General features: G+C 70.5%; 20 protein-coding genes. 6 read left to right on the top strand and 14 right to left on the bottom strand.

Annotation, left to right across the window (positions count from 1 at the left end):
• Positions 1–57 precede the first annotated feature (57 nt).
• Complete coding sequence (locus OG406_RS38300) at positions 58–3,033, top strand: glycoside hydrolase family 2 TIM barrel-domain containing protein (RefSeq protein WP_329190399.1); 2,976 nt, start codon at positions 58–60, stop codon at positions 3,031–3,033.
• A 186-nt stretch (positions 3,034–3,219) separates the two neighbouring features.
• Entirely contained in the window at positions 3,220–3,489 is a 270-nt protein-coding gene (locus tag OG406_RS38295) for a GlsB/YeaQ/YmgE family stress response membrane protein (RefSeq protein ID WP_081222282.1), read from the top strand.
• Between the two features lie 311 nt (positions 3,490–3,800).
• Here the strand turns inward: OG406_RS38295 and OG406_RS38290 are convergent, their stop codons facing one another.
• On the bottom strand, positions 3,801–4,670 hold the full coding sequence (locus OG406_RS38290) for an AraC family transcriptional regulator (protein ID WP_329190397.1): 870 nt from the start codon (positions 4,668–4,670) through the stop codon (positions 3,801–3,803).
• A 211-nt stretch (positions 4,671–4,881) separates the two neighbouring features.
• On the opposite strand from OG406_RS38290, the gene OG406_RS38285 reads away from it, so the two are divergent.
• On the top strand, positions 4,882–5,439 hold the full coding sequence (locus tag OG406_RS38285) for a hypothetical protein (RefSeq protein WP_329190395.1): 558 nt from the start codon (positions 4,882–4,884) through the stop codon (positions 5,437–5,439).
• Positions 5,440–5,470: 31 nt separating this feature from the next.
• Here the strand turns inward: OG406_RS38285 and OG406_RS38280 are convergent, their stop codons facing one another.
• The 5 genes from OG406_RS38280 to OG406_RS38260 all read right to left on the bottom strand — a co-directional run bounded on the left by OG406_RS38280 (position 5,471) and on the right by OG406_RS38260 (position 9,784).
• A complete protein-coding gene (locus OG406_RS38280) occupies positions 5,471–5,872 on the bottom strand; it encodes a hypothetical protein (RefSeq protein ID WP_329190394.1) in 402 nt (133 codons plus the stop codon).
• 79 nt (positions 5,873–5,951) lie between these two features.
• Complete coding sequence (locus tag OG406_RS38275) at positions 5,952–6,263, bottom strand: hypothetical protein (RefSeq protein WP_329190392.1); 312 nt, start codon at positions 6,261–6,263, stop codon at positions 5,952–5,954.
• Positions 6,264–6,896: 633 nt separating this feature from the next.
• Entirely contained in the window at positions 6,897–7,328 is a 432-nt protein-coding gene (locus tag OG406_RS38270) for a hypothetical protein (protein WP_327410817.1), read from the bottom strand.
• A 69-nt stretch (positions 7,329–7,397) separates the two neighbouring features.
• A complete protein-coding gene (locus OG406_RS38265) occupies positions 7,398–8,798 on the bottom strand; it encodes a hypothetical protein (RefSeq protein WP_329190389.1) in 1,401 nt (466 codons plus the stop codon).
• A gap of 167 nt (positions 8,799–8,965) precedes the next feature.
• The gene (locus OG406_RS38260) at positions 8,966–9,784 is read right to left on the bottom strand and encodes a hypothetical protein (RefSeq protein ID WP_329190387.1); all 819 of its coding nucleotides are present in this window, start codon (positions 9,782–9,784) and stop codon (positions 8,966–8,968) included.
• Between the two features lie 343 nt (positions 9,785–10,127).
• Here OG406_RS38260 and OG406_RS38255 point away from each other — a divergent pair, with 343 nt between their 5' ends.
• The gene (locus OG406_RS38255) at positions 10,128–10,793 is read left to right on the top strand and encodes a nitroreductase (RefSeq protein ID WP_329190385.1); all 666 of its coding nucleotides are present in this window, start codon (positions 10,128–10,130) and stop codon (positions 10,791–10,793) included.
• A gap of 31 nt (positions 10,794–10,824) precedes the next feature.
• On the opposite strand, the gene OG406_RS38250 is transcribed toward OG406_RS38255, so the two are convergent.
• The 3 genes from OG406_RS38250 to OG406_RS38240 form a co-directional block, all read right to left on the bottom strand.
• On the bottom strand, positions 10,825–11,283 hold the full coding sequence (locus OG406_RS38250; protein WP_327410813.1) for a DUF6300 family protein: 459 nt from the start codon (positions 11,281–11,283) through the stop codon (positions 10,825–10,827).
• A 145-nt stretch (positions 11,284–11,428) separates the two neighbouring features.
• Positions 11,429–11,632, bottom strand: coding sequence for a cold-shock protein (locus tag OG406_RS38245; protein ID WP_081222292.1), 204 nt, complete (start codon positions 11,630–11,632; stop codon positions 11,429–11,431).
• A 172-nt stretch (positions 11,633–11,804) separates the two neighbouring features.
• A complete protein-coding gene (locus OG406_RS38240; RefSeq protein ID WP_266610063.1) occupies positions 11,805–12,194 on the bottom strand; it encodes a DUF805 domain-containing protein in 390 nt (129 codons plus the stop codon).
• Positions 12,195–12,479: 285 nt separating this feature from the next.
• Here OG406_RS38240 and OG406_RS38235 point away from each other — a divergent pair, with 285 nt between their 5' ends.
• The gene (locus tag OG406_RS38235) at positions 12,480–13,436 is read left to right on the top strand and encodes a TolB family protein (RefSeq protein WP_327410812.1); all 957 of its coding nucleotides are present in this window, start codon (positions 12,480–12,482) and stop codon (positions 13,434–13,436) included.
• Positions 13,437–13,535: 99 nt separating this feature from the next.
• On the opposite strand, the gene OG406_RS38230 is transcribed toward OG406_RS38235, so the two are convergent.
• Positions 13,536–14,153 (bottom strand): TetR/AcrR family transcriptional regulator, encoded by a 618-nt coding sequence (locus OG406_RS38230; protein WP_329190380.1) that lies wholly within the window; start codon positions 14,151–14,153, stop codon positions 13,536–13,538.
• A 90-nt stretch (positions 14,154–14,243) separates the two neighbouring features.
• Here OG406_RS38230 and OG406_RS38225 point away from each other — a divergent pair, with 90 nt between their 5' ends.
• The gene (locus OG406_RS38225; RefSeq protein ID WP_329190378.1) at positions 14,244–15,206 is read left to right on the top strand and encodes a zinc-binding dehydrogenase; all 963 of its coding nucleotides are present in this window, start codon (positions 14,244–14,246) and stop codon (positions 15,204–15,206) included.
• A 48-nt stretch (positions 15,207–15,254) separates the two neighbouring features.
• Here the strand turns inward: OG406_RS38225 and OG406_RS38220 are convergent, their stop codons facing one another.
• From OG406_RS38220 to OG406_RS38205, 4 genes are all read right to left on the bottom strand, one after another.
• Complete coding sequence (locus OG406_RS38220; protein WP_329190376.1) at positions 15,255–16,502, bottom strand: LLM class flavin-dependent oxidoreductase; 1,248 nt, start codon at positions 16,500–16,502, stop codon at positions 15,255–15,257.
• Positions 16,499–17,890, bottom strand: a complete 1,392-nt coding sequence (locus OG406_RS38215) for an NtaA/DmoA family FMN-dependent monooxygenase (RefSeq protein WP_327410808.1) — start codon at positions 17,888–17,890, stop codon at positions 16,499–16,501. The genes OG406_RS38220 and OG406_RS38215 overlap by 4 nt, the downstream gene beginning before the upstream one ends.
• A gap of 111 nt (positions 17,891–18,001) precedes the next feature.
• Positions 18,002–18,976 (bottom strand): fumarylacetoacetate (FAA) hydrolase, encoded by a 975-nt coding sequence (locus OG406_RS38210; RefSeq protein WP_329190373.1) that lies wholly within the window; start codon positions 18,974–18,976, stop codon positions 18,002–18,004.
• A 37-nt stretch (positions 18,977–19,013) separates the two neighbouring features.
• Positions 19,014–20,312, bottom strand: a complete 1,299-nt coding sequence (locus tag OG406_RS38205) for a pyridoxal phosphate-dependent aminotransferase (protein ID WP_329190372.1) — start codon at positions 20,310–20,312, stop codon at positions 19,014–19,016.
• Between the last annotated feature and the right edge of the window lie 20 nt (positions 20,313–20,332).

The raw sequence follows: 20,332 nt of genomic DNA, 5'->3' as shown, positions 1-20,332 counted from the left end.
TCCGTCGCGCCACCTCGTAGTCCTGTCGCAGTGACATCAAGAAAGAGTTGTGACCTCTTGTCCACCGAGCTCTCCCCCCATGTCTCCGACGTCACCCCGGGGCACGGCGCGCTGCGTCCGGCGCGCTCGTGGCTGCACTCCGACGCGCCGTCGCTCTCCCTGAACGGGCCCTGGCGGTTCCGTCTCTCGCCCACGGCGTCCGGGCCGGAGGACTTCGCGGCGGACGGCTTCGACGACCAGGGCTGGGACACCATCCCGGTTCCCTCCCACTGGGTGCTGGAGGGTGACGGGGCCCACGGCCGGCCCATCTACACGAACATCCGGTTCCCGTTCCCGATCGATCCGCCGCACGTCCCGGACGAGAACCCGACGGGCGACTACCGCCGGCACTTCGACCTGCCCGCGGGCTGGTCGGACGCCGAGCGGGTACTGCTGCGCTTCGACGGTGTCGAGTCGCTGTTCCGGGTGTGGGTGAACGGCGTCGAGGTCGGCGGCGCGAGCGGGAGCCGGCTCGCCCACGAGTTCGACGTGACCGCGGAGGTCCGCGCGGGCGACAACACCGTCGCGGTGCGCGTGCACCAGTGGTCGGCGGCCAGTTACGTCGAGGACCAGGACCAGTGGTGGCTTCCGGGCATCTTCCGTGACGTCACGCTCCTCGCCCGGCCCGTCGGCGGCATCGAGGACGTCTGGCTGCGGACCGGATACGAGGACGGTCACGGACGGATCGAGGCGGAGGTCACCGCCGAGGCTTCGGCCTTCCCGGTCACCCTGCGGATACCCGAACTCGCCATCGAGCACGTCTGGAACGCGCCGGGCGAGATCACTCCCCTCGACGTCCCCGCTGTGCTGCCCTGGTCGGCCGAAGTACCCCGCCTGTACGAGGCGACCGTGTCCACGGCCGCGGAGAGCGTGGCACTGCGGGTGGGGTTCCGTACCGTCGAGATCCGCGGCGACCTGTTCCTGGTCAACGGGCGACGCGTCGTCTTCCACGGGGTGAACCGCCACGAGACGCATCCGGAGCGGGGCCGTGTCTTCGACGAGGAGCACGCGCGGGAGGACCTGGCCCGCATGAAGCGGTTCAACGTCAACGCCATCCGCACCAGCCACTACCCGCCGCACCCCCGGCTGCTCGACCTGGCGGACGAACTCGGCTTCTGGGTGGTCCTCGAATGCGATCTGGAGACGCACGGCTTCGACCAGGTCGACTGGGTCGGCAACCCGAGTGACGACCCGGCGTGGCGCGAGGTCTGTCTGGACCGCATCCGGCGCACGGTCGAACGGGACAAGAACCACCCCGGCATCGTGATCTGGTCGCTGGGCAACGAAGCGGGTACCGGCGGGAACCTGGCCGCCATGTCGGCATGGGTCCATGCCCGTGACGCGGGCCGGCCGGTGCACTACGAAGGTGACTACACCGGCGAGTACACCGACATCTACTCGCGCATGTACGCGTCGGTCCCGGAGACCGAGCAGATCGGCGCCGACGACGCCCGGTCCCCCCTGCTGAACTGCACCCCCGCGCAGAGCGCCCGACAGCGCGGCAAGCCGTTCCTGCTGTGCGAGTACGCGCACGCGATGGGCAACGGCCCGGGCGCGTTCGACCAGTACGAGGCCCTCGTACGCCGGTATCCGCGCCTGCACGGCGGCTTCGTGTGGGAGTGGCGCGACCACGGCCTCCTCGCCACGGCCGCGGACGGAACGCCGTACTACGCCTACGGGGGCGACTTCGGCGAGGTCGTGCACGACGGCAACTTCGTCATGGACGGCATGCTGTTGAGCAACGACGTGCCCAGCCCGAGTCTGTTCGAGTTCGCGGCCGTCACGCGACCGATCGACTTCGTCTTCGAGGGCGGAAAGGTCGCGGTCACCAACCTGCGTCACACGGCCGACACGGCGGACCTCGGCTTCCGCTGGCGCGTCGAACACGACGGAGTCCCCGTGGCCTCGGGCGAGTTGGCCGTGCCGGTCCTCGCCGCGGGCGAGTCCGGATGGGCACCCGTGCCGCCGGTCCCGGTCGCCTCCGACGCCGAGACGTGGCTGACGATCGAGGCGGCACTGACGAGGCCAACACCGTGGGCACCCGCGGGACATGTGGTCGCGACCGCCCAACTGGACTGCACGGAGCGCCGCGTCGTACCCGCCGTACGGCCCCGGGACGACTGGCGACCGGGCGACGGGAACCTGTCGGTCGGCATCGCCGAGTTCAGCGGTGGTTCCCTCGTGCGCCTTGCCGACCGCCCCGTGACGGGACCGCGCCTGGAACTGTTCCGCGCGCCGACCGACAACGACGAGAGCCCGTCCGACGGGGTCGAGGGAAGCGATGACAGCATCGCCGGTACGTCGAACGCCGACCTGTGGCGTCGCGACGGCCTCGACCGTCTGACCGCACGGCGCGTGCGCGTGGAGCACACCGGGGACGCCCTGCGCACGCTCGACAAGGTCTCCGCGGCGAACTCCGCGGTCTGGGTGATGATGGAGTCCACCTGGTCGCTCGAAGACGGCGAGCTGGAACTGCGCGTCGAGATAGAACCCTCGCGTGGCTGGCGGACGGTGTGGCCCCGGATCGGGATCCGTTTCGAACTCCCCGACGGCGCGGCTCCCGTGGACGGAGCGGAATGGTTCGGCCTGGGCCCGCTGGAGTCCTATCCCGACAGTCTCCGGGCCGCCCGCACAGGCCGTTTCACGGCCACGGTCCGCGACCTCCCGGTCGACTACGCCCGCCCGCAGGAGACCGGCCACCGCTCCGAGCTGCGCCGGCTGACGCTCACCAGTGGTGCCGCCGACGTTCTGCGCATCAGCGCCCTCCCCGACACCCGAGGACGCCGCCCCGGCTTCACCCTCGGACGCCACACCCCCCAGCAGATCGCCCGAGCCGGGCACCCCTTCGAACTCGCCGACTCCACGACGAGCCACCTCGTCATCGACGCGGCCCAACACGGCCTCGGCTCACGGGCCTGCGGCCCGGACGTGTGGCCCGAGTTCGCGCTGCGCCCCGAGTCCCGCACGATCAGGCTGCGCATCGCGGCGGGGTGAGGCGCAAAAGCCTGGCGGCGTCGGGGGTCTCGCCGCGGATGCACCATAAGCACCAGATGCACCACCTTGAAACGCACACCATGGATTCACAGAATCCGCGAACCTGTCCACGGGTTTGAGATCGCCGACACGGAACACACGGAGTCCTGACACAGCCTTTATACGACCAGGTAGGAGACACACATCATGGGCATCATCGCCTGGATACTCATCGGTCTGCTCGCCGGCATCATCGCCAAGGCGCTCATGCCCGGCAAGGACCCGGGCGGCATCATCATCACGATGCTCATCGGTATCGCGGGCGGTCTCCTCGGCGGCTGGCTCGGCAAGGTCATCTTCGGCGTCGACTCCATCGACGGCTTCTTCGACCTCTCCACCTGGATCGCCGCCATCATCGGCTCGCTCATCCTCCTGGCCCTGTACCGGGTCTTCACCGGCAACCGCCGCCACGCCTGACCCCCACCCCGGCACCTTCGGCGAAACGGCTCCGCCCTCCCTATCAGGGGAGGACGGAGCCGCCGCGTTTTGGTCGGTCCTGGGGAGCGGGGGCAGCTGGTGGCGTGACCCGCGCTCCGACGGCGAGGACCTGTGTCCGATACGTGCCGCCGACGGTTTTCAACTGGACTTCGCGGGCTGGTACTTCGAGTGGCTCGCGGCCGCCGAGACTGCCCGAGGCCTGGACCGACGGCAGCAGATCTGATGGCGACCGAAGCAGGTGGGCCAACACCCAGACCGCCGGCCTGACTCGACTCCATGCTCCAGGTGCGTCACGCCGGTTCGACAGGCAGCCACAGCTCACAGGTCGCGGCGCTGTAGTCCTCCGTGATGTCGAGCAACGCGACGATCGAGGGACCCGGCCGGAGACGCCACGGGTTGGACGGGAACCACTCGGTCGCAGTCGCGGCCCAGGCTGTCTGCAGGGCCTGCGGGAACGGTCCGGCGGTGCTGAACACAGCCCACTTCCCGGCCTCCACCTCGATGACGTCGAGGTCGTCCGGAGTCGGCGTGTTCCGGGAGACGGCGACCCCGTGGAGATAGGTCAGTTCGCTTCCCTCCTGGGCGTCCGGGTCGAGGTCGTCGGTGACTTGCAGCAGGCCACTTGGCTCGGTGTTGCCGAGGGCCTTCAGGCGGACATGCGACTCCTGCGGCAGTGCGGCGATGTGCCGCTGGATGTGCGGGTTGATGCCCTGGTGGATGAGCGGGACCCGGGCGGCGTGTCCGACCAGCCGGAACGTGGGGCGGTCTACGAGGCGGGTGTCCATGGGAGTGCTCCCTTCGACGGTCAGGTGGAACCTGAGCTTCGGTTGTGTGCGCAGGGGGCCTCCGTCGCGGCGCACGTCGCTGAGCCCGGCGCCGTGGACCGCACGGAACGCGCGTCCGAATGCCTCGGTCGAGCCGTATCCGTGGCGGACGGCGATACTCAGCAGGTCGTCCTCGGCTCGCACCACATCGGCTGCGGCGACGGTCATACGGCGCCGACGCACGTACTCCGACAGCGGCATGCCAGCCAACGACGAGAACATGCGGCGCAGGTGGTACTCGGTCGTGCCGAGTCCTCCGGCCAGTCCGCGCATGTCGAGCTCCTCGGTGAGGTGCTCCTCCACGAGATCAACGAGCCGGTTGAGTGCCGAGATCATGAGGCCTCCTTTCGCCTTCAACCTTGCCGGGGAGAACCCTGCCCGGACCCGACCGCCGCGGTCCGATCCGATCCGATCATGCGACGGGGCGGACGCCCGAGCCCACGAACCCATGCCCAGGGACCACCGGCTTGAGGTTGGAGACCGAAATCCCGTGCCCCGGTGCCATATGATCCGTCGAATCAAACGCTAGGTCGGAGGATCACGTCGCATGAGTACCAGACCCGACCTGGTCGGGGTCGTCGCGTCGGCTCGGGCACTGGGAACACTGTCCTTGTTCGCCGGGGCGACCGGAGCACTGCCCGTACTGCTCGGCCGCACGCAGGGGATGAGCGGCGCGGCGATCGCTGTTTCGGCAGTGCTGATCTTCGGGTTCCCCTTCGCGTGGTGTGCCGGCCCTCGCCGCGCCTGGTACCGAGAACGACTCGATGCGGCAACGCCGATACCCCCGGGCTACGCGGTGGTTTCACAAAGCGACGAATTTCGACGCGTCACGCATCCGCTGACGAAGGGGCTCGTCGCAGTTCTCGTGGTCGAACTGCTCGTCGCGTTCACAACGGGCGTCCCCATAGGACTGGCGCTGTGCGGCTTCGGCGCGGGCCTGCTCAGTCAGGCTCATTGGCTTGCGCGGCAGGAACGTGCGCGCACCGTTCGGGTCGTCTGCCCGGTTGCCCCCGGCCGGGTCGCCGCGGACGACCCTCACCTCTCTGTGTACCGGGCGGTGCCGTTCTTCACGGATGCGGGCACGCGCCCGCCAACTCAGCCTTGATCAAGGCTGAGTTGGTACGCCGCCTTGCGATTCATCCACGGGTCAGAGCCATGAACACGTGCTCAACCTGGCCATGGAGCGCGGCAATCAGGACAGCGCCCTCGGCCGAGGTGCACTCCATCACCAGGAACCGGTGGTTGAGGCGCCCCTCCCCCTGTGCCGGAGGGCGCATACGCACCGGCCACACGTCCGAGGGCAGCATGAACGGAGAGTCCTGCCGCACTCCCGGCTCCCAGGTCCACCGCCCGGACTCGATGACGAAGTTCCCACGTGTCCATGCAGGTGTGCGTGGGCCTTTCACTATGCACAGGACCTTGATCCGCCGCCCGTCGATGAGGTTGGCGGTGGTGTTGCGCTGCTGCCTGTTGAGGTGGAGGGCCGCCGTCAGCATTCCTCCGAGGAACACACCCAGGGTCGTCAGCACTGCGGTCACGAGCACATCCAGTCAGTAGCCGGCAAGCACCTGCGAGAGTCGCCATGGGACTTCATGCAGCCAGTGCTGCGCGGTCTGCTCATCGCGCGATCGAGCAGTTCTTCCAGGCCTCGGCCAGGGCGTCGGGAATCGCCGGGATGTCTCCGCAGCCGTGGGGGCTGGCGGGGAACCCGTCGCTCCCGACATGGGCCCAGCCGCTGCCGGAGTCGCTGAAGTACTGGGCGGCGCTGCCCTCGTCCTGCATGCCCACGAGCTCCTCGTACGTCGCACCCTCGACCGGCTGGAAGCGGGTGGCCGCGTAGTGGACGGTGCCGCACTGGCCGTAGAAGAAGCCGTGCGGCACCGGCTCGATGTGGGGGAAGTGGACCCTTTGCCGGTAGACCCGGGTCACGGCGGCCTTCACCTCGGCGCTCGCGGTCAGGTTCCGGCAACCGGGGATCGCCGTGCGGGTGTGGCCGGCCCCCGAGGCAGTGGTTTCCCCGGCCCGGACAGGGGCGGCTGAGCCATGCGACGGCCTGGGCGTGCCGACGGAACTCGCTGCGGGAGATGCGTCCGGGGCGGAACCGTCCGCCCGTACGGTCGCGGATGCGGAGACGTGCAGGGAGGAGGCCGCGGGACCTGCGGAAGCACTACTTCCCGATTCCTGACACCCCGCCAGGATCATGATCCCGCCGACGAGCGCCATCACCGACGTATGTCTGACACCGGGCATGACCCGACCCATCCTTGTCTCCCCGGGGAAGCCATGGGCCCACCCCCACACGACCCTGGCTCACGACCCCCTGCCCCGGCCGCGAGCCCTGCCCCATAGAACAGCACGAGCCCGCCGGTAAATCGCGACGAGCGGGATCTCGATTCCGTATAGATGCCCTGGTCGCCGACGCGCGGAAGCCGTCCGTGAGCGCTGGGCAACGCCAATACCTCTTCAGGTACACGTGGCGCACTCCCCAACGCCATCGCCGGGGGTCCCTCGTTTCCGACGAGGACTGGTCCGTCGACGAAAAGTCGGAGTCAACTCACCTCGCTAGAGCTCGTAGTCCCGCGCCAGCGCCTCCCAGGGGATGTCGCGCAGGGCGGGATCAGCGTCCTCGCCCGACGGGACGTCCGGGACGGGTTGGAACCAGATCACGATGAGGGCGGACCGGTGCAGGACCGCGTCGAGCTCAGGAGCGACCGCCGCTGAACGAAAGACGCCGGTGCACACGACGGACGGCAGCACCTCAACCGGGCCGAAGGCGCCGGCGGTCCGCTCCGGGTACTCGCGTAAGGGCGCGACGAGGTGTACCGGTGCGAACGAAAACGCCTGCTCGGCCTCTGCTCGGACGCCCTTCAGCTTCATGTCGTTGATGCGCTTGCACGGGTAGCCCTCCAGCATCCCGCCGTAGGTCGACGACATCCTCAGCTGGGCAAGTTCGACGGTCCGACCGGACGAAAGGACCACGCGGCTCAGCGACATGCCGACTCTCTATGCGCAAGATCCACTCTGGCTCCTTCGATACATGGCCCAACTGTTCACCCCGGCAACCTACTTGCGTCGGCGCAGCGCAGCAGCGCTGAAGAGGTGCCTGCTTCGCTTGAGCAGTTCTGCCACCTCCGCGTCGCCGTACCGCGCATCCGACGTCGGGTTCCAACGCAGTACGGATTGCCCGGCCCGGAACCGCAGCTTCGCGTCCGGGTCCTCCAGCAGACCGACCGCGGCCCGGAGCGCTACGATGCCGCCGCGCGCGTCGAGCAGCCGCAGGGCGCCGACGCGGACGTGCCGCGGCCGCTCGGCGCTCGTGCGCTCCAGGAGCCAGGTGCCTGGCAGGTCCGTGGCACAGGGCAGCAGGGCGAGGACCGTCTCACGGACGACACCTGCGGCGGGGTCGTCCAGGAGCGGCCGCAGCCGGTACGCGTCGGCGCAGTCCAGCGTTCTCAGTCCTGCCACCGCCCTCACCCGCACCGCAGCCACGGGGTGCGTGATCAGAGGCCACAGGAGGGCCGCGTCCCCGCGGTTTCCGCATTCCGCCAGTCCGATGACCGCACCAGGCGTGGACGCGAGGTCGTCCGGTGCCGTGCACCGCTGTCGATACCAGGCCGTCGGATCACCTCCCGCCTGTCGGACGACATAGCGGGCGCAGGCCCGCACGAGGGCGGACCGGTCGGCGAGAAACGTCTCCGCCTGTGCGGCCAGGCCCGTGCGCCGCAGTGCGGTGACACCGGCCGAGCGGGTCCGCGGGTTGCGTGCGGACAGGAGGAGAGCCACGGCCTCCTCCCAGGCGTCCTCATCGTCCAAGACCGAGAGCGCCGCCGTGGCGCACAGGTCCTGCACCACGGTGTCACTGTCCCGGGCGGCGGTGCGGGCCAGCTCGGTGCGATCGAGCAGCCGACGCTCGACGGCCAGTCGGTAGGCGAACCGTCGGACGTCCCGGTCGGAAGAACGGAAGAGAACAGCGAGTTGTCCACGGGACGCCTGGCCCAGGACCTGACTCAGCGCGTCGACACCGAAGGCACCTCTGTCACGGCGGCCGACGCGGAGGATGAGTGGGGCGAGACCGAGGGCAGCATCCATGTCCAGCGCCTCGCGCAGCAGTTGGCGGGCGTGCTCGCGTACCGGTGCGGCCCAGTCCGCGGAACGGATCACGATCAGCGGAAGCAGACCTGAGCGGCCGCCCGATGAACGCACCGCCCGCTCACGGATCCGGCCCACGCGGTGGCACAGGGCGAGTGCGAGGCGTGACTCGTCAAGTCCGTTCAGGTCCGCGGGCAGTGCGGCGTCGTGCTCCCACCGCGGCTGGAACCGCGAACGGTGCCAGGTCGACTCACGGACTCCCGCGTCCAGGGCAAGCCAGGCATCGGGATCGGCGACGGCGAGCACACTCCCGAGCCGCGCCCCTCCCGCAAGACGCACTGCGGCAACTGCCGCACTCTCGATGTCCCCGGACATTCCCACCCCTCCTGCCGGCGTACGGGGTGATCGTAGGACGCGCAGTTCGTACGAGGCGCGGGAATAATCCCCGGCGGCTGACCTGCGTCGTCCCGCGGCCCGATGTGACGGCATGGTGCTGCCCGAAGCGCGGTGCTGCCCGAAGCGCGAGTGCCCGCCTTACCTGGCTAGCCCGTCTCGTCAGGCGACTTCGACGAAGACGGCGGCGGATAGGTCGGGTGCAGTTCGGGCGGCAGTGGCGCGAGCGCGTCGCACAGGGCGGGTGGGAAGGCGGGCTCCTTGCGGCGCACGTCTCCGCAGCCTCCGGCCGAGGTACGGATGATCGGCTCCCAGCCGGACTTCTTCGCGCGGAAGAACCAGCGGTCGCCCAGCCGTGACGAACAGGCCGGGTCCGTCGAGTCGCCGCAGGCCGGTCCCGTGCGCCAGGAGAAGTCGAGCACGAGCCACGTGCCGTCGCAATGCTCCGAGTTCCGGTAGGTGTGCGCAGGGGCGCCCACCGCCATCAGGGCTTGGTCGTACGAGGCGGCCGTGCAGCCGGTGGCCGCCGGTGTACAGCCCAGCTTCCCGCACAGCCGCAGTGCGGGCGGCTCGGCTCCCTCGGCGGTGAAGCGCGTGTAGTTGTCGACGATCACGTCACGGTCGCCCAGCGGCTCGGGCAGCGTGACCCGTGCCGTGCCGGTGCTCTCCTCGGTACATCCGGAGGCCCGGTCCCCCGACGGCGAGGTGAAGGTGACCTGGACCCGCACGAGGTCGGTCACCGGGTCGGTGAGCACAGCCTTGAGCCGGCGAACGCACGCACGGGCGCCGCTGGGCACCTGGGAGGTGAGGAACAGGGTTCGGTGGTCTCCGCCGAGGCGGACTCCGGTGACCGCGGACGGTTGCATCGTGGTCCAGGGGATCGGCTCCCCCGTCGACTGCGAAGGCGGCCTCTCGCCCCCTTGCCCGTACACCTGGTTTCCGCACGCGGTGAGGAGGAGCAGGATCACGGCACCGAGTGTCGCGGCCAGGGGCGCTCGCCGCCTTCCACCTGATTGCCGCACGAGCCCGTCCCCCTCAACACACCGGAATCTCCCGGGCCAATATAGAGGCGCCTCTCGAACAGCCCGCCGTTCAATGCCAGTTCGCTTGCCGACATCGCGCGCGGCTGCTCGAAGGCAGCCGATCCGATCGGTCACTCCGCTGGAGTGCTGGACGACGTCTCGACATGTCCGACCTGGACTGACCGGCCGGCGCCGGACGCGGGCCCTTGCGAGCGCACCGAAGGCGGGTGATGCTCGGTGCCGACTGCCCGACACGGCGGAGGGCCCGGTTGGACGAGGGGACGAAGGCGTGGATGTGTACGAGGCCGTGGACAGTCGTCGGGCGGTGCGGGCGTTCAGTGATGAGCCGGTTCCCGAGGAGGTTCTGCGACGCGTGCTGAACGCGGCGATGCGGGCTCCGTCGAGCGGGAACCTCCAGCCGTGGCACCTCTACGTCGTGACCGGCGAGCCCTTGGCCGAACTGAAGAGGCGCGCGACCCGCAGAGCCCTGGCCGGAGACCCGGGCGACGAGCGCGAGTATCCGATGTACCCGGACGGGCTGACGTCGCCGTATCTGGACCGCTTCTCCGCCGCGGCGGCACAGCGGTACGGAGCACTGGGGATTGAGCGGGACGATCCCGACCGGCCTCGGAAGATCGCCGCTTTGAACTCGGACGCTTTCGGGGCGCCGACTGTCCTGTTCTGCTATCTCGACCGGACGATGGGACCCGGACAGTGGGGCGACGCCGGGATGTACCTCCAGACGGTCATGCTGTTGCTGAGGGCCGAGGGGTTGCACAGCTGCCCCCAGGTGATGTGGACCATGTACCGCAGGACCGTCAGCCGAGTCACCCGGGCCGATGCCGAGCTTGTGCTCTTCTGCGGCATCGCCGTGGGATTTGAGCAAGAGGGCGCGCCACGGCTGCGGACCGGGCGGGCGGACATGGCGGAAACGGTGACCTTCATCGGAGCGTGACCGCTGATCGCCGGGGTCGGCCGGACAGGAACTAGCGCTGCTCGGGGCCGTTGAGGTCGTCCGCCGCCAACTCGACGCATGGAGTGTCGCGTTGGCGCTGCGGAGAGTTCGTCGCGTCCTGTGCTTCGGACGTGCCCGGATTCCTGAGGTCGCGGGCGGCCGCTTCGTCATGGGCGACGTCGGAGGCGAGGACGGCCGTCGTCAGATCGTCTCCCTGCCAGTGCCAGCCGTGCTCGGCCATCGCTTCTCGCGTCCACTCCCGCAGACAGCGCGCGCCCTCCTCGCCACGCTCCATGTCGTGTCCGCCGCCTGAGGCGAACCAGAACAGGAAGGCACCGGCGGCGGGTTTCCCACCGTCGCACGGGCTGCACAGCTGAAGGTGGATCGGTCGGCCGGTGGCGTCGTTCCTCGGCGCGATGCAGCTCACGAGAAGGTCCCCGCCGCAACGGGAACAGGGCGGGAGCCGGTCGGAAGTTTCGAGGCTGTGCACTTCGCTCCGTAAAGGACGATGTCAGGTGTCCGGAGGACCACAGCAGGGGTCCGGCGCCACGCCGGACCCCTGCTCGGGCAACGCGACAGGAAGTGATCCCCTGGGTTCGTGGAGCCCAGGGCCGTCCCGTGCGTTGTCCCGGTCGTCAGCCGCGGACGATGTTCTCCGCCTGGGGGCCCTTCTGGCCCTGCGTGACATCGAAGGTGACGTGCTCGCCCTCGTTCAGCTCCCGGTAGCCGTTGCCCGAGATGTTGGAGTAGTGGGCGAAGACGTCCGGTCCGCCGCCGTCCTGCTCGATGAAGCCGAAGCCCTTTTCGGAGTTGAACCACTTCACAATGCCGCTGGCCATACTGCTGTCCTTCGCATAGCGCCGGGAACTCCCGGCTGATCTGTCCGAGGTGCCCGTCCGTGACCGGCGGACACCCCGCAACTGTTCTACCCCACCCCTCGCGCGGATCCCTCACCCACCCACGCGACCGTGCTGTTGCCACCGAGGTCACTCGGCGTACGGCCTCCGCACCTCAGCCGGCGTACGGCCCCGCAGCACCCGGGTACACATCGGCGCCCTTCGGGTCGGGGCCGTACTCGTTCGGCCCCCGGTTGCCCTCCAGGACCATGAAGATGAAGAGCACGAGCCCGCCGACGAACGGCACGAAGCTGATGAAGAACCAGCCGCCCGAGCGGCCCGTGTCGTGCAGCCGACGGACGAGGACGCCCAGCGACGGCAGGACCACCGCAAGGATGTACGCGGCGTAGAGGACGTACAGAGCCGTCGATTTCGTGGCCGCGGCCAGGCCGACCAGGACCAACGCGATGATGCCGTTGAAGAGAGCGAACATCCAGTACTCCCTCCGTCTGGCCCGGCCCTGGAACGACGCGTACTTCTTGAGGACGTCTGTGTAGTAGTGCATGGATCCCCCCTGCTGGATGGCCGAGCCACCCCGATGGCATGGCCATGTTCTTATGACCAGGGCGCGAAGGTAGACGGCGCGAGCTCCCCTGGTCAAGACCATTCCGGAGCCCCGGGACTCGGCACGCCTTGACACCGTCACCGGCCGAAGCCGACCATCCTCGAGGCGCACACCGGCCGTCGTTCGACGAGAGCGTCGGCGCCGCGACGGCCGCCCGATGACGTCGACGGCAGCGGGACACCGCGTACGACCGCGCGGCCAACGGCGAGAAGACGGGAAACAGGCATGGCCGACACTCGACCCACCACAGCCACGAACTCCCCTTCCCGGTCCGCTGTCGACGACGACACCGGCATGCGTCCCCGGAATCTCGTCGGCGGACAGCGCACCTGCGTATGGATCGCCTCCGCCGACTCCTCCGTCCCCGAACTCGCCTACGAGACCTCGGATCTGCTCCTGGAGGCTCCCAACTGGTCGGCCGACAGCGCCCATTTGCTGCTCAACGGCGACGGCAGGCTGTGGCGGCTGGACCTGGCGGGACAGGGCCCCGAACTCGTGGAGATCCCTCTCCTCGGCGTGCCGCCGGTCAACAACGACCACGTTCTGTCGCCCGACGGCAGGCACGTCTTCCTGTCCGGGATGGACGGGCACCTCTACCGCGCCCCGTCGACCGGCGGCACCGGATCCCGTCTCACCGGCGACGACGGTCTGCTGCACTTCCTGCACGGGGTCAGCCCGGACGGCGACACGCTGGCCTACGTGGCGATACCGCGCAACACGGCAGGAGTCGACGGACGCCTCGCGCTCATGCCCGCGGAGGGCGGTCCGGGCCGGTTCGTGGTCACCGGCACCGGTCATGTCGACGGCCCCGAATTCTCCCCCGACGGCGAGTGGATCCACCTCAACACCGAGGCGTTCGCATCGGTCCCCGGGCATGCGCAGCTCGCCCGGCTTCCCGCCGCGGGCGGCACGTTGGAACGCCTGGTGGCGTCCGACACCGTGGACTGGTTCCCGCACCTGTCCCCCGACGGCCGCTTCGCCACGTACGTGGCCTTCCCGCCCGGCACGCTCGGCCACCCCGAGAACGTCCATGTCGAGGTGCACCTCGTCGCAACCGATGCGTGGGAGACGCCTCTTCGCACCTTCCCGCTCTTCGGGGGCCAGGGCACGCTCAACGTCACCAGCTGGGCGCCCGACAGTCGGCGATTCGCCTTCGTCTCCTATCCCGTGACGGACCACTGAGCGAGGGGTACAGGGAGCACCGCTCACCCCGGTGTCGGTCAGGGTCTGCTCCCGTTACGGTGGCACAGGCGGATCACGCCCTCTGGCCCCGCTCCCGCCCTACAGGTGGGGTGCGGGCGGCAGCGGCGTCGGCGCTCCCGTCTCCGGTGCCGCGCGGAACGCCTCGATCACGTAGGCGGCGAACCGTCGGGAGGCCACGTACCGGGCGGCGCGCGGCGCGTCCTGAAGCCCTCGGTGAGCCATGAGCATGAGGACCAGGTCGTCGACGACGAAGCCGGGGCGGAGCAGGCCGGTCTTCTGGGCGCGTCGGGACAGTTCGGCCACCGCGCGCAGGGTGCGCTCCCGGTCTGCGGCGAAGTCCATCGCTTCGGGGAAGGTCGCCATGAAGGCGTCGGCGAATCCCCTGCTGTGAGCGTGGAGTTCACAGATCCGCTCGATGAGGGTCCGGAATCCACGCCACGCGTCCGGGTCCGCGAGGGCGTCCCGTACGGCCGCGTGACAGGTTCCCCTCTGCTCCGCGAAGGCGTCCACGATCAGCGCCTGTTTCGTCGGGAAGTGCCGGTACAACGTGGCGGGGCCCACGCCTGCCTGCCGCGCGACCTCGCGCAGAGGCGTGCCGAGGCCCTCCTCGCCGAACACCGCGCGAGCCGTCTCCAGGATGCGGGCCCTGTTGTCGCGGGCGTCGGAGCGCGTGGGGTGAGACAAACGGTCGGTCATGGTCTCTCACTTTAGCCAAACGGACGGGGGCGTCCGTTACGGTCCGACGGCGGTCCGCGACCCGACCGTTCACACAGTTGAGGAGCAGAGATGAAAGCCGTCGTGATCAGTAGGTTCGGAGACCCTGACGGTCTGGAAGTCGTGGACCTGCCTGCACCCGTCCCCGCACCGGGCCAGGTGCAGATCACCACGGAGGCCATCGGGGTGGGCGGCGTGGACGCGGTGATCCGCCGCGGCACACTCGCCGCGTACGGCTTCCAGCCAGGCCATCTGCCGGGCAGCGAGGTGGCCGGCAGGGTCACCTCGCTGGGCGAGGGCGTGGACGCCTCCTGGATGGGACGGCGCGTGTGGGCGTTCACCGGGCTGTCCGGCGGATACGCCGAGCAGGCCGTCGCCTCGGTCGAGGACGTCCTGCCGCTGCCGGACGGCCTGTCCGGCGCCGATGCGGTGACGCTCGGCGGCTCCGGTGCGGTCGCCCACTTCGCGCTGGACCGCGCCCGCCTCGCGCCCGGTGAAACGGTGCTCGTTCGTGGGGCGGCGGGCAGCATCGGGATCACCGCCGTCCAGCTTGCCGCCACGGGGGGCGCGGGTGCGGTGGCCGTCACCACCTCGTCGGCGGAACGTGGCGCGCGCCTGCGGGACCTGGGCGCGACCCATGTCCTCGACCGCGCCGGTGACGGCGGCCGGGACGCCCCGTCGGGTTTCGACGTGGTGATCGACGTCGTGGGCGGTACCCACCTTCCCCTGTTCCTGGACAGGTTGAACTCCAACGGCCGGTACATCGCTGTCGGAGTGGTCGGCGGTCAGCCGCCGGCGGACTTCGGCATGCGCTTGATGGACGCCTTCCGCCGGTCGCTGTCGTTCTCCACGTTCAGCTCCGACACCGTGCCCGCCTCCGCACGCCGGGCCGTGCGATCGTCCCAGTTCGCCGCTGCCGCGCGCGGCGACCTGCGCACGGTCGTGCACGACGTCCTGCCGCTGGACCAGGCAGAGCGGGCCCACCGGGACATGGACGCCGGCACGGTGTTCGGCAGGGTCGTCCTGACGCCCTGAAGCGCAGGAGAGGGCCCTTTCAGGGGCCCTCGTCCACGGCGGTTCTCGTCAACCCGCTGTCGCGTAACGGCTCGCGGGACGGGGAAGGCCCAAGTGGCCGCGCAGGGTGGTGGATTCGTAGCGCCGGCGGAAGACCCCTCTGCGCTGCAGCTCCGGAACCAGGCCGCGGGTGATCGCTGTCAGGTCGTGGGGCAGGGTCGCCGGGCGGAGCCGGAAGCCGTCGAGGCCCGCTGAGCGCCAGTCGAGGAGCAGATCGGCGAGTTCGGCGGGGGTGCCGGTGAAGATCTCGGCGTCGGAGGCGAGTCCGGTGCCGGCCGCCTCGTCGAGGCGGGCCTTGCGGCGGGCGGCGGCGCCGGGTTCGTCGTCGATGAGGACGAGCAGGTCCGCGAAGGTCCGTAGCGGCCGTTCCGTCACGTCTCTGCCGGTGCGGACCACCGCTTCGTCGACCTGGGCGAGGATCTTCGCGACGCCGGGCCTGTCGTGCGGGGTGATGTGGACGACGTCGGAGCTGAGGGCCGCGAACTCGTACGGGGTGGAGGCGTGCGCGAGGCTGGCCACCAGGGGCTGTCCCTGGGGAGAGCGCGGGGTGATCGAGGGCCCCTTCACGCTGAAGTTCGCGCCCTGGAAGTCGATGTGGTGGACTTTGTCGCGGTCGATGAACCGGCCGGTGGGCGCGTCCCGTATCTCCGCGTCGTCCTCCCAGCTGTCCCAGAGCCGTCGCGCGGCCTCCACGACCTCGGCGGCCTCCGTGAACAGGTCGCGCAGCCGGGCCGCTATCCGTTCCGAGTCGGTCACGTCCTCGTCGGTGAGCTGGGGGGTGGTGCGACGGCCGAAGTGGGCGGCGTCGGCGGCACGCGACGAGATCTGCGGGCGCCACCCGGCGCGGCCCTTGGCGGCGTGGTCGAGTGTGGCGATGCCGATGGCCAGGTGGAACGGCTCGGTGTGGGTGACGTTCGTGGTCGGGACGAGGCCGATGTGGGTGGTGAGGGGGGCGAGGTGGGCGGCGAGCAGCACCGCGTCCATGCTGCCCCTGACCTGGTCGGTGCGGTCGTCGGGCCGGTGGAAGGCGGCGGACTGGAGTCCGAGGGCGTCCTCGAGGGTGACGAAGTCGAGCAGGCCGCGCTCGGCCTCCGCGACGAGGTCGGCCCAGTACGCGGCGGTGAGGAGTTCGCCTGGCCGGGCGCCTTCCTCGCGCCAGGCGGCCGGGTGCCAGCCGGCGCCGTCGAGCGCGACGGCCAGGTGCAACGGGGCGCCGGGGGTGCCCGTCGGGTCGTCGGCGGGGGTCGTGCCCGTCATGCGGAGGTCTCCTTGTCGTCGCGCGGGGCCGGTCCGCCCCAGCCGGCCGGGCGGGGTGCGCCGGACAGGCCCAGGTGGTCGCGGAGCGTGCTGCCGGTGTAGTCGTCCCGGTGGACGCCCTTCTCCTGGAGCAGGGGCACCACGCGGTCCACGAAGTCGTCCAGGCCGCCGGGGGTGAGGTGGGGGACGAGGACGAAGCCGTCGGCGCCCCCTGTCTGGACGTAGTGGTCGATGGCGTCGGCGACCGTGCGCGGGCTGCCGACGAAGGTCTGACGGCCGCCGACCTCGATGACCAGCTCCCGGATCGACAGGTTCCGCTCCTCGGCGAGCTTGCGCCACTGCCGGGCCGTCTCAGCCCTGCCGTTGCGGAACACGGAGTGCCCCTTCAGGAGGTGGGCGTCGTCCTCGGGCTCGATGTCGGGGAGCGGTCCGTCGGGGTCGTACGCGGACAGGTCGCGGCCCCAGACGGCCTCCAGGTGGGCGATCGCGGTCTGCGGGCTCACCAGTTCACGGCTGATCTCCTCGGCGTAGGCGGCCGCCTCCGCGTCGGTGTCGGCGACGACGGCGTTGGCGGTGGGGAGGATCAGCAGATCGTCGGGCCCACGGCCGTACGGGGCGAGGCGGCGCTTCACGTCCCGGTAGAAGTCCCGTGCCGCGTCGATCCTGCTGTGTTTGCTGAAGATGACCTCGGCGTCGGACGCGGCGAACTCCCGGCCCGCGTCGGACTCTCCGGACTGGATGATCACCGGGTGCCCCTGCGGCCCGGGCGGGGTCGTGAACCGGCCCGCTATGTCGAAGTGTCGGCCCCGATGGGCGAAGCGGCCGGCCCCGGCGGTGGCGAACTCCCCCGTGACGGTGTCGGCCCGCAGGTCGCCCTCGGCCCAGCTGTCCCACAACTGCCGCGCCGTACCGAGGAATTCGGCGGCCCGGGTGTAGCGATCGGGCTCCGGGAGGAAGCCGCCCCGGCGGAAGTTCTCGCCGGTGAAGGCGTCGTAGCTGGTCACCACGTTCCAGGCGGCCCGCCCGCCGCTGAGCCGGTCCAGGGTGGCGAACCTGCGTGCCACCTCGTACGGCTCGTTGAAGGTGGCGTTGACCGTGGCGGCGAGGCCGAGGTGCGTGGTGACGGCGGCCAGGGCGCTGAGCACGGTCAGGTTCTCCGGGCGTCCCGCGATGTCCAGGTCGTAGACATGGCCTTTGTGCTCGCGCAGACGCAGGCCCTCGGCCAGGAAGAAGAAGTCGAACTTGCCGCGTTCGACGGTCTGAGCGAGCCGGATGAACGAGTCGATGGAGATCTGGCTCTCGGAGCGCGGGTCCGACCAGACGGTGACGTTGTGGATGCCGGGCAGCTGGGCTGCGAGGTGCACCTGTTTCTTGCGGGTGGCGGGCACGGCTCGGTCTCCTCCTGCGAGGTCGGACGGCGGGGCGGGATGGTCGCTCTCAGAGCGTGCACGGGCCGGTCGACGTCTGCACAGCTCGACCGGCCCCGCTTCACGAGGTTTTCATGCCGTGGTGACACGCTCCGGCGCCGCCGCGGCGAGGGGCGCCGGAGCTGCGGCCGGGGTGGTGGACAGGGTCGGGGAGACGTACCGCACCTGGTTCTCGAAGGCCACGCCGTGGCTCTTCACGTCGATGGCGATGCGGTCGCCGTCGGCGATACGGAACCCGTCGTGGAAGCTCGCCTCGTCCGCGCCCAGGAGGACGTAGTTGACCAGCCCGGGCCGTCGCACCGCCGGGAACGTGAACAGGTGGTCGGCCATGTCCTGCACCCGGTAGTAGAGGGCGTCGTCGCCGCAGTCGAAGGAGCCCTCCCAGGCGGTCGCGCCGTCCCGGACGATGGTGACCCGCCCCGTCACCGTGCGCGGCGGCGGGCCGAGGAACAGCCAGGGGGTGAGCGCGGTGTCGCACAGCTTGCAGTACGGGTTGTAGCCCGGGTCCTGGCGGTGCAGGCCGATGTCGCACAGGTCGTTGCCGAAGGTGTAGCCCGCGTAGTGCGGCGTGCCCTCGGCGTCGTTCACGTAGACCAGGGCGACCTCGGGTTCCTCGATGAGGGCGACGGGGTGCGCGGGCACGTTCAAGGCCTCGCCCGGCAGGCGCACCCAGTCGCCGAACCCCTTGAAGAACCACTTCGGCGGGGTGAACTCCCCGCCCTCAGGGGCTGTTTCGCCGCCCCACTTCTTCTTGTGGGTACCCATGAAGCCGCTCAGCAGGGCGTTGCCCGTGGCCGCCGGCAACAGCGGTGGCAGCAGCTGCACCTCCGGGTCCCCGGCGGTGACGGTCACGGTCTCGGCGCCCTCGGCGAGGGCGGTTCGCAGGGCGTCCTCCGAACCGTCCGTGGCGATGAACGCGGCGGCCGTCCCGCCGTCCCGCACGCGGTACAGGGTCTGCTGGGCACCGTCCTCGGGACGGCCGAAGCCGACGTGGCGTGCGCCCTTGTACAACGCCTCGAAGAGGACGGGCAGGTGAGGGTGGGACACGGGTGACTCCTCTTGTGCGTGGGTGGGTTGAGACGGATCAGGGGTGAGGGAGAAGCGCGGGCGCCCGCGCGCCCGTCAGGTCGGCGAGCACCTCGCCGACCCGGTCGACCGACTCCCGGATCCAGGGCAGGTCGAGTGGCTCCCCGGCGTCCAGCGCGGCGGTGCGCCGTTCGTGGGTGTCGCCGTAGAAGTGGCTTGTCGCCGCTCGGATCCGCAGGGGGCTGCCGGGCTCCCCGAAGGCGCTCGCGGGAAGGACTCCGACCCCGTGGCGCTCCGAGAGGAGGCCGGCCAGGGCGTCCCCGTCGCGCACACCGTGTGCCTGGGCGAGGTGCTCCCGCAGGGGCTCGAAGTCCGGGTAGAGGTAGCAGGTCGCGGCGACGGGGGCCAACTGCGCGCCTGCGGCTGTGAAACGGGCGGCGACCGCCCGTACGACCTTCTCGTGCAGGCGCCTGCTCGCTGTGATGCGGTCGACGATCTCGGGCGGCTCCGCAAACGCGTACGCGGCCGCCGTCTGCACCGGCGCGGGCGGGCTCGACCAGATCTGGCTGGCGATCGCGACGAGCCGGGTGTGCAGGGCGCGCCCCGCCTCGCTGTCGGGCAGCCGCGCCACTCCCGTCCGCCAGCCGCCGAGCGCCAGGTTCTTGGTCAGGCCGGTGGTGACCACCGTCCGCTCCGGCGCGAACAGGGCCGGGGAGACGGCCGGCGCGGAGGTGTCGTACACCAGATCGCGGTAGATCTCGTCCGAGACCACGACCAGGTCCAGTTCGCGTGCCGCGTCGGCGAGCCGTCGTACGGTGTCGGCGGAGGCGACCGTGCCGGTGGGGTTGTCCGGCGTGGTCACGACCACGGCCCGCGGGTCCCGACCGGCGGCCCGGGCGTCGGCGACCGCCTCGCGCAGCCGGTCCGGGTCGGGGACCCCGCCCTGTCCCGGCAGGATCGGGACGGGGAGGGGCCGCGCCCCCGCCAGCCGTGCCTGCGCCGCGTAGCTGACCCAGCTCGGGACCGGCACGATCACGTCCCCGCCGATGGCGAGGAGCAGCGCGAACAGCAAGGACTTGCTGCCGGGTCCCGCGACGACGAGTCCCGGGTCGATGCCCAGGCCGCGCCGCTCCCAGTACCCCGCAACGGCCTTACGCAGGGCGGGACTTCCGGCGACGGAGCCGTACGCGTTTTCGGCCGCGGCGGCGGCGAGCCGGTCCCTGAGCGCGGGCAGGACGGGCAGCCCGATCTCCCCGCTGGCCATCGGCAGGACCTGCTCCCCGGCCCTGCGGCGTCGGGCCAGGGCCTCGTCGGCGGCGAGGGTCGCCGACATGGGAACCGGTGCGGGGTGGGGCATGACAGCTCCAGCGATCGGGG

The organism is Streptomyces sp. NBC_01428 (genome assembly GCF_036231965.1).
Lineage (GTDB): Bacteria > Actinomycetota > Actinomycetes > Streptomycetales > Streptomycetaceae > Streptomyces.
Note: the sequence above shows the minus strand (reverse complement) of the source record. Positions and strands in the feature narration are given on the sequence as shown.

Coding starts and splice junctions, on each gene's coding strand:
- OG406_RS38295 (WP_081222282.1), top strand. CDS start 3,220: ATGGGCATCATCGCCTGGATACTCATCGGTCTGCTCGCCGGCATCATC.
- OG406_RS38290 (WP_329190397.1), bottom strand. CDS start 4,670: ATGATCTCGGCACTCAACCGGCTCGTTGATCTCGTGGAGGAGCACCTC.
- OG406_RS38285 (WP_329190395.1), top strand. CDS start 4,882: ATGAGTACCAGACCCGACCTGGTCGGGGTCGTCGCGTCGGCTCGGGCA.
- OG406_RS38270 (WP_327410817.1), bottom strand. CDS start 7,328: ATGTCGCTGAGCCGCGTGGTCCTTTCGTCCGGTCGGACCGTCGAACTT.
- OG406_RS38265 (WP_329190389.1), bottom strand. CDS start 8,798: ATGTCCGGGGACATCGAGAGTGCGGCAGTTGCCGCAGTGCGTCTTGCG.
- OG406_RS38245 (WP_081222292.1), bottom strand. CDS start 11,632: ATGGCCAGCGGCATTGTGAAGTGGTTCAACTCCGAAAAGGGCTTCGGC.
- OG406_RS38240 (WP_266610063.1), bottom strand. CDS start 12,194: ATGCACTACTACACAGACGTCCTCAAGAAGTACGCGTCGTTCCAGGGC.
- OG406_RS38235 (WP_327410812.1), top strand. CDS start 12,480: ATGGCCGACACTCGACCCACCACAGCCACGAACTCCCCTTCCCGGTCC.
- OG406_RS38230 (WP_329190380.1), bottom strand. CDS start 14,153: ATGACCGACCGTTTGTCTCACCCCACGCGCTCCGACGCCCGCGACAAC.
- OG406_RS38225 (WP_329190378.1), top strand. CDS start 14,244: ATGAAAGCCGTCGTGATCAGTAGGTTCGGAGACCCTGACGGTCTGGAA.
- OG406_RS38220 (WP_329190376.1), bottom strand. CDS start 16,502: ATGACGGGCACGACCCCCGCCGACGACCCGACGGGCACCCCCGGCGCC.
- OG406_RS38205 (WP_329190372.1), bottom strand. CDS start 20,312: ATGCCCCACCCCGCACCGGTTCCCATGTCGGCGACCCTCGCCGCCGAC.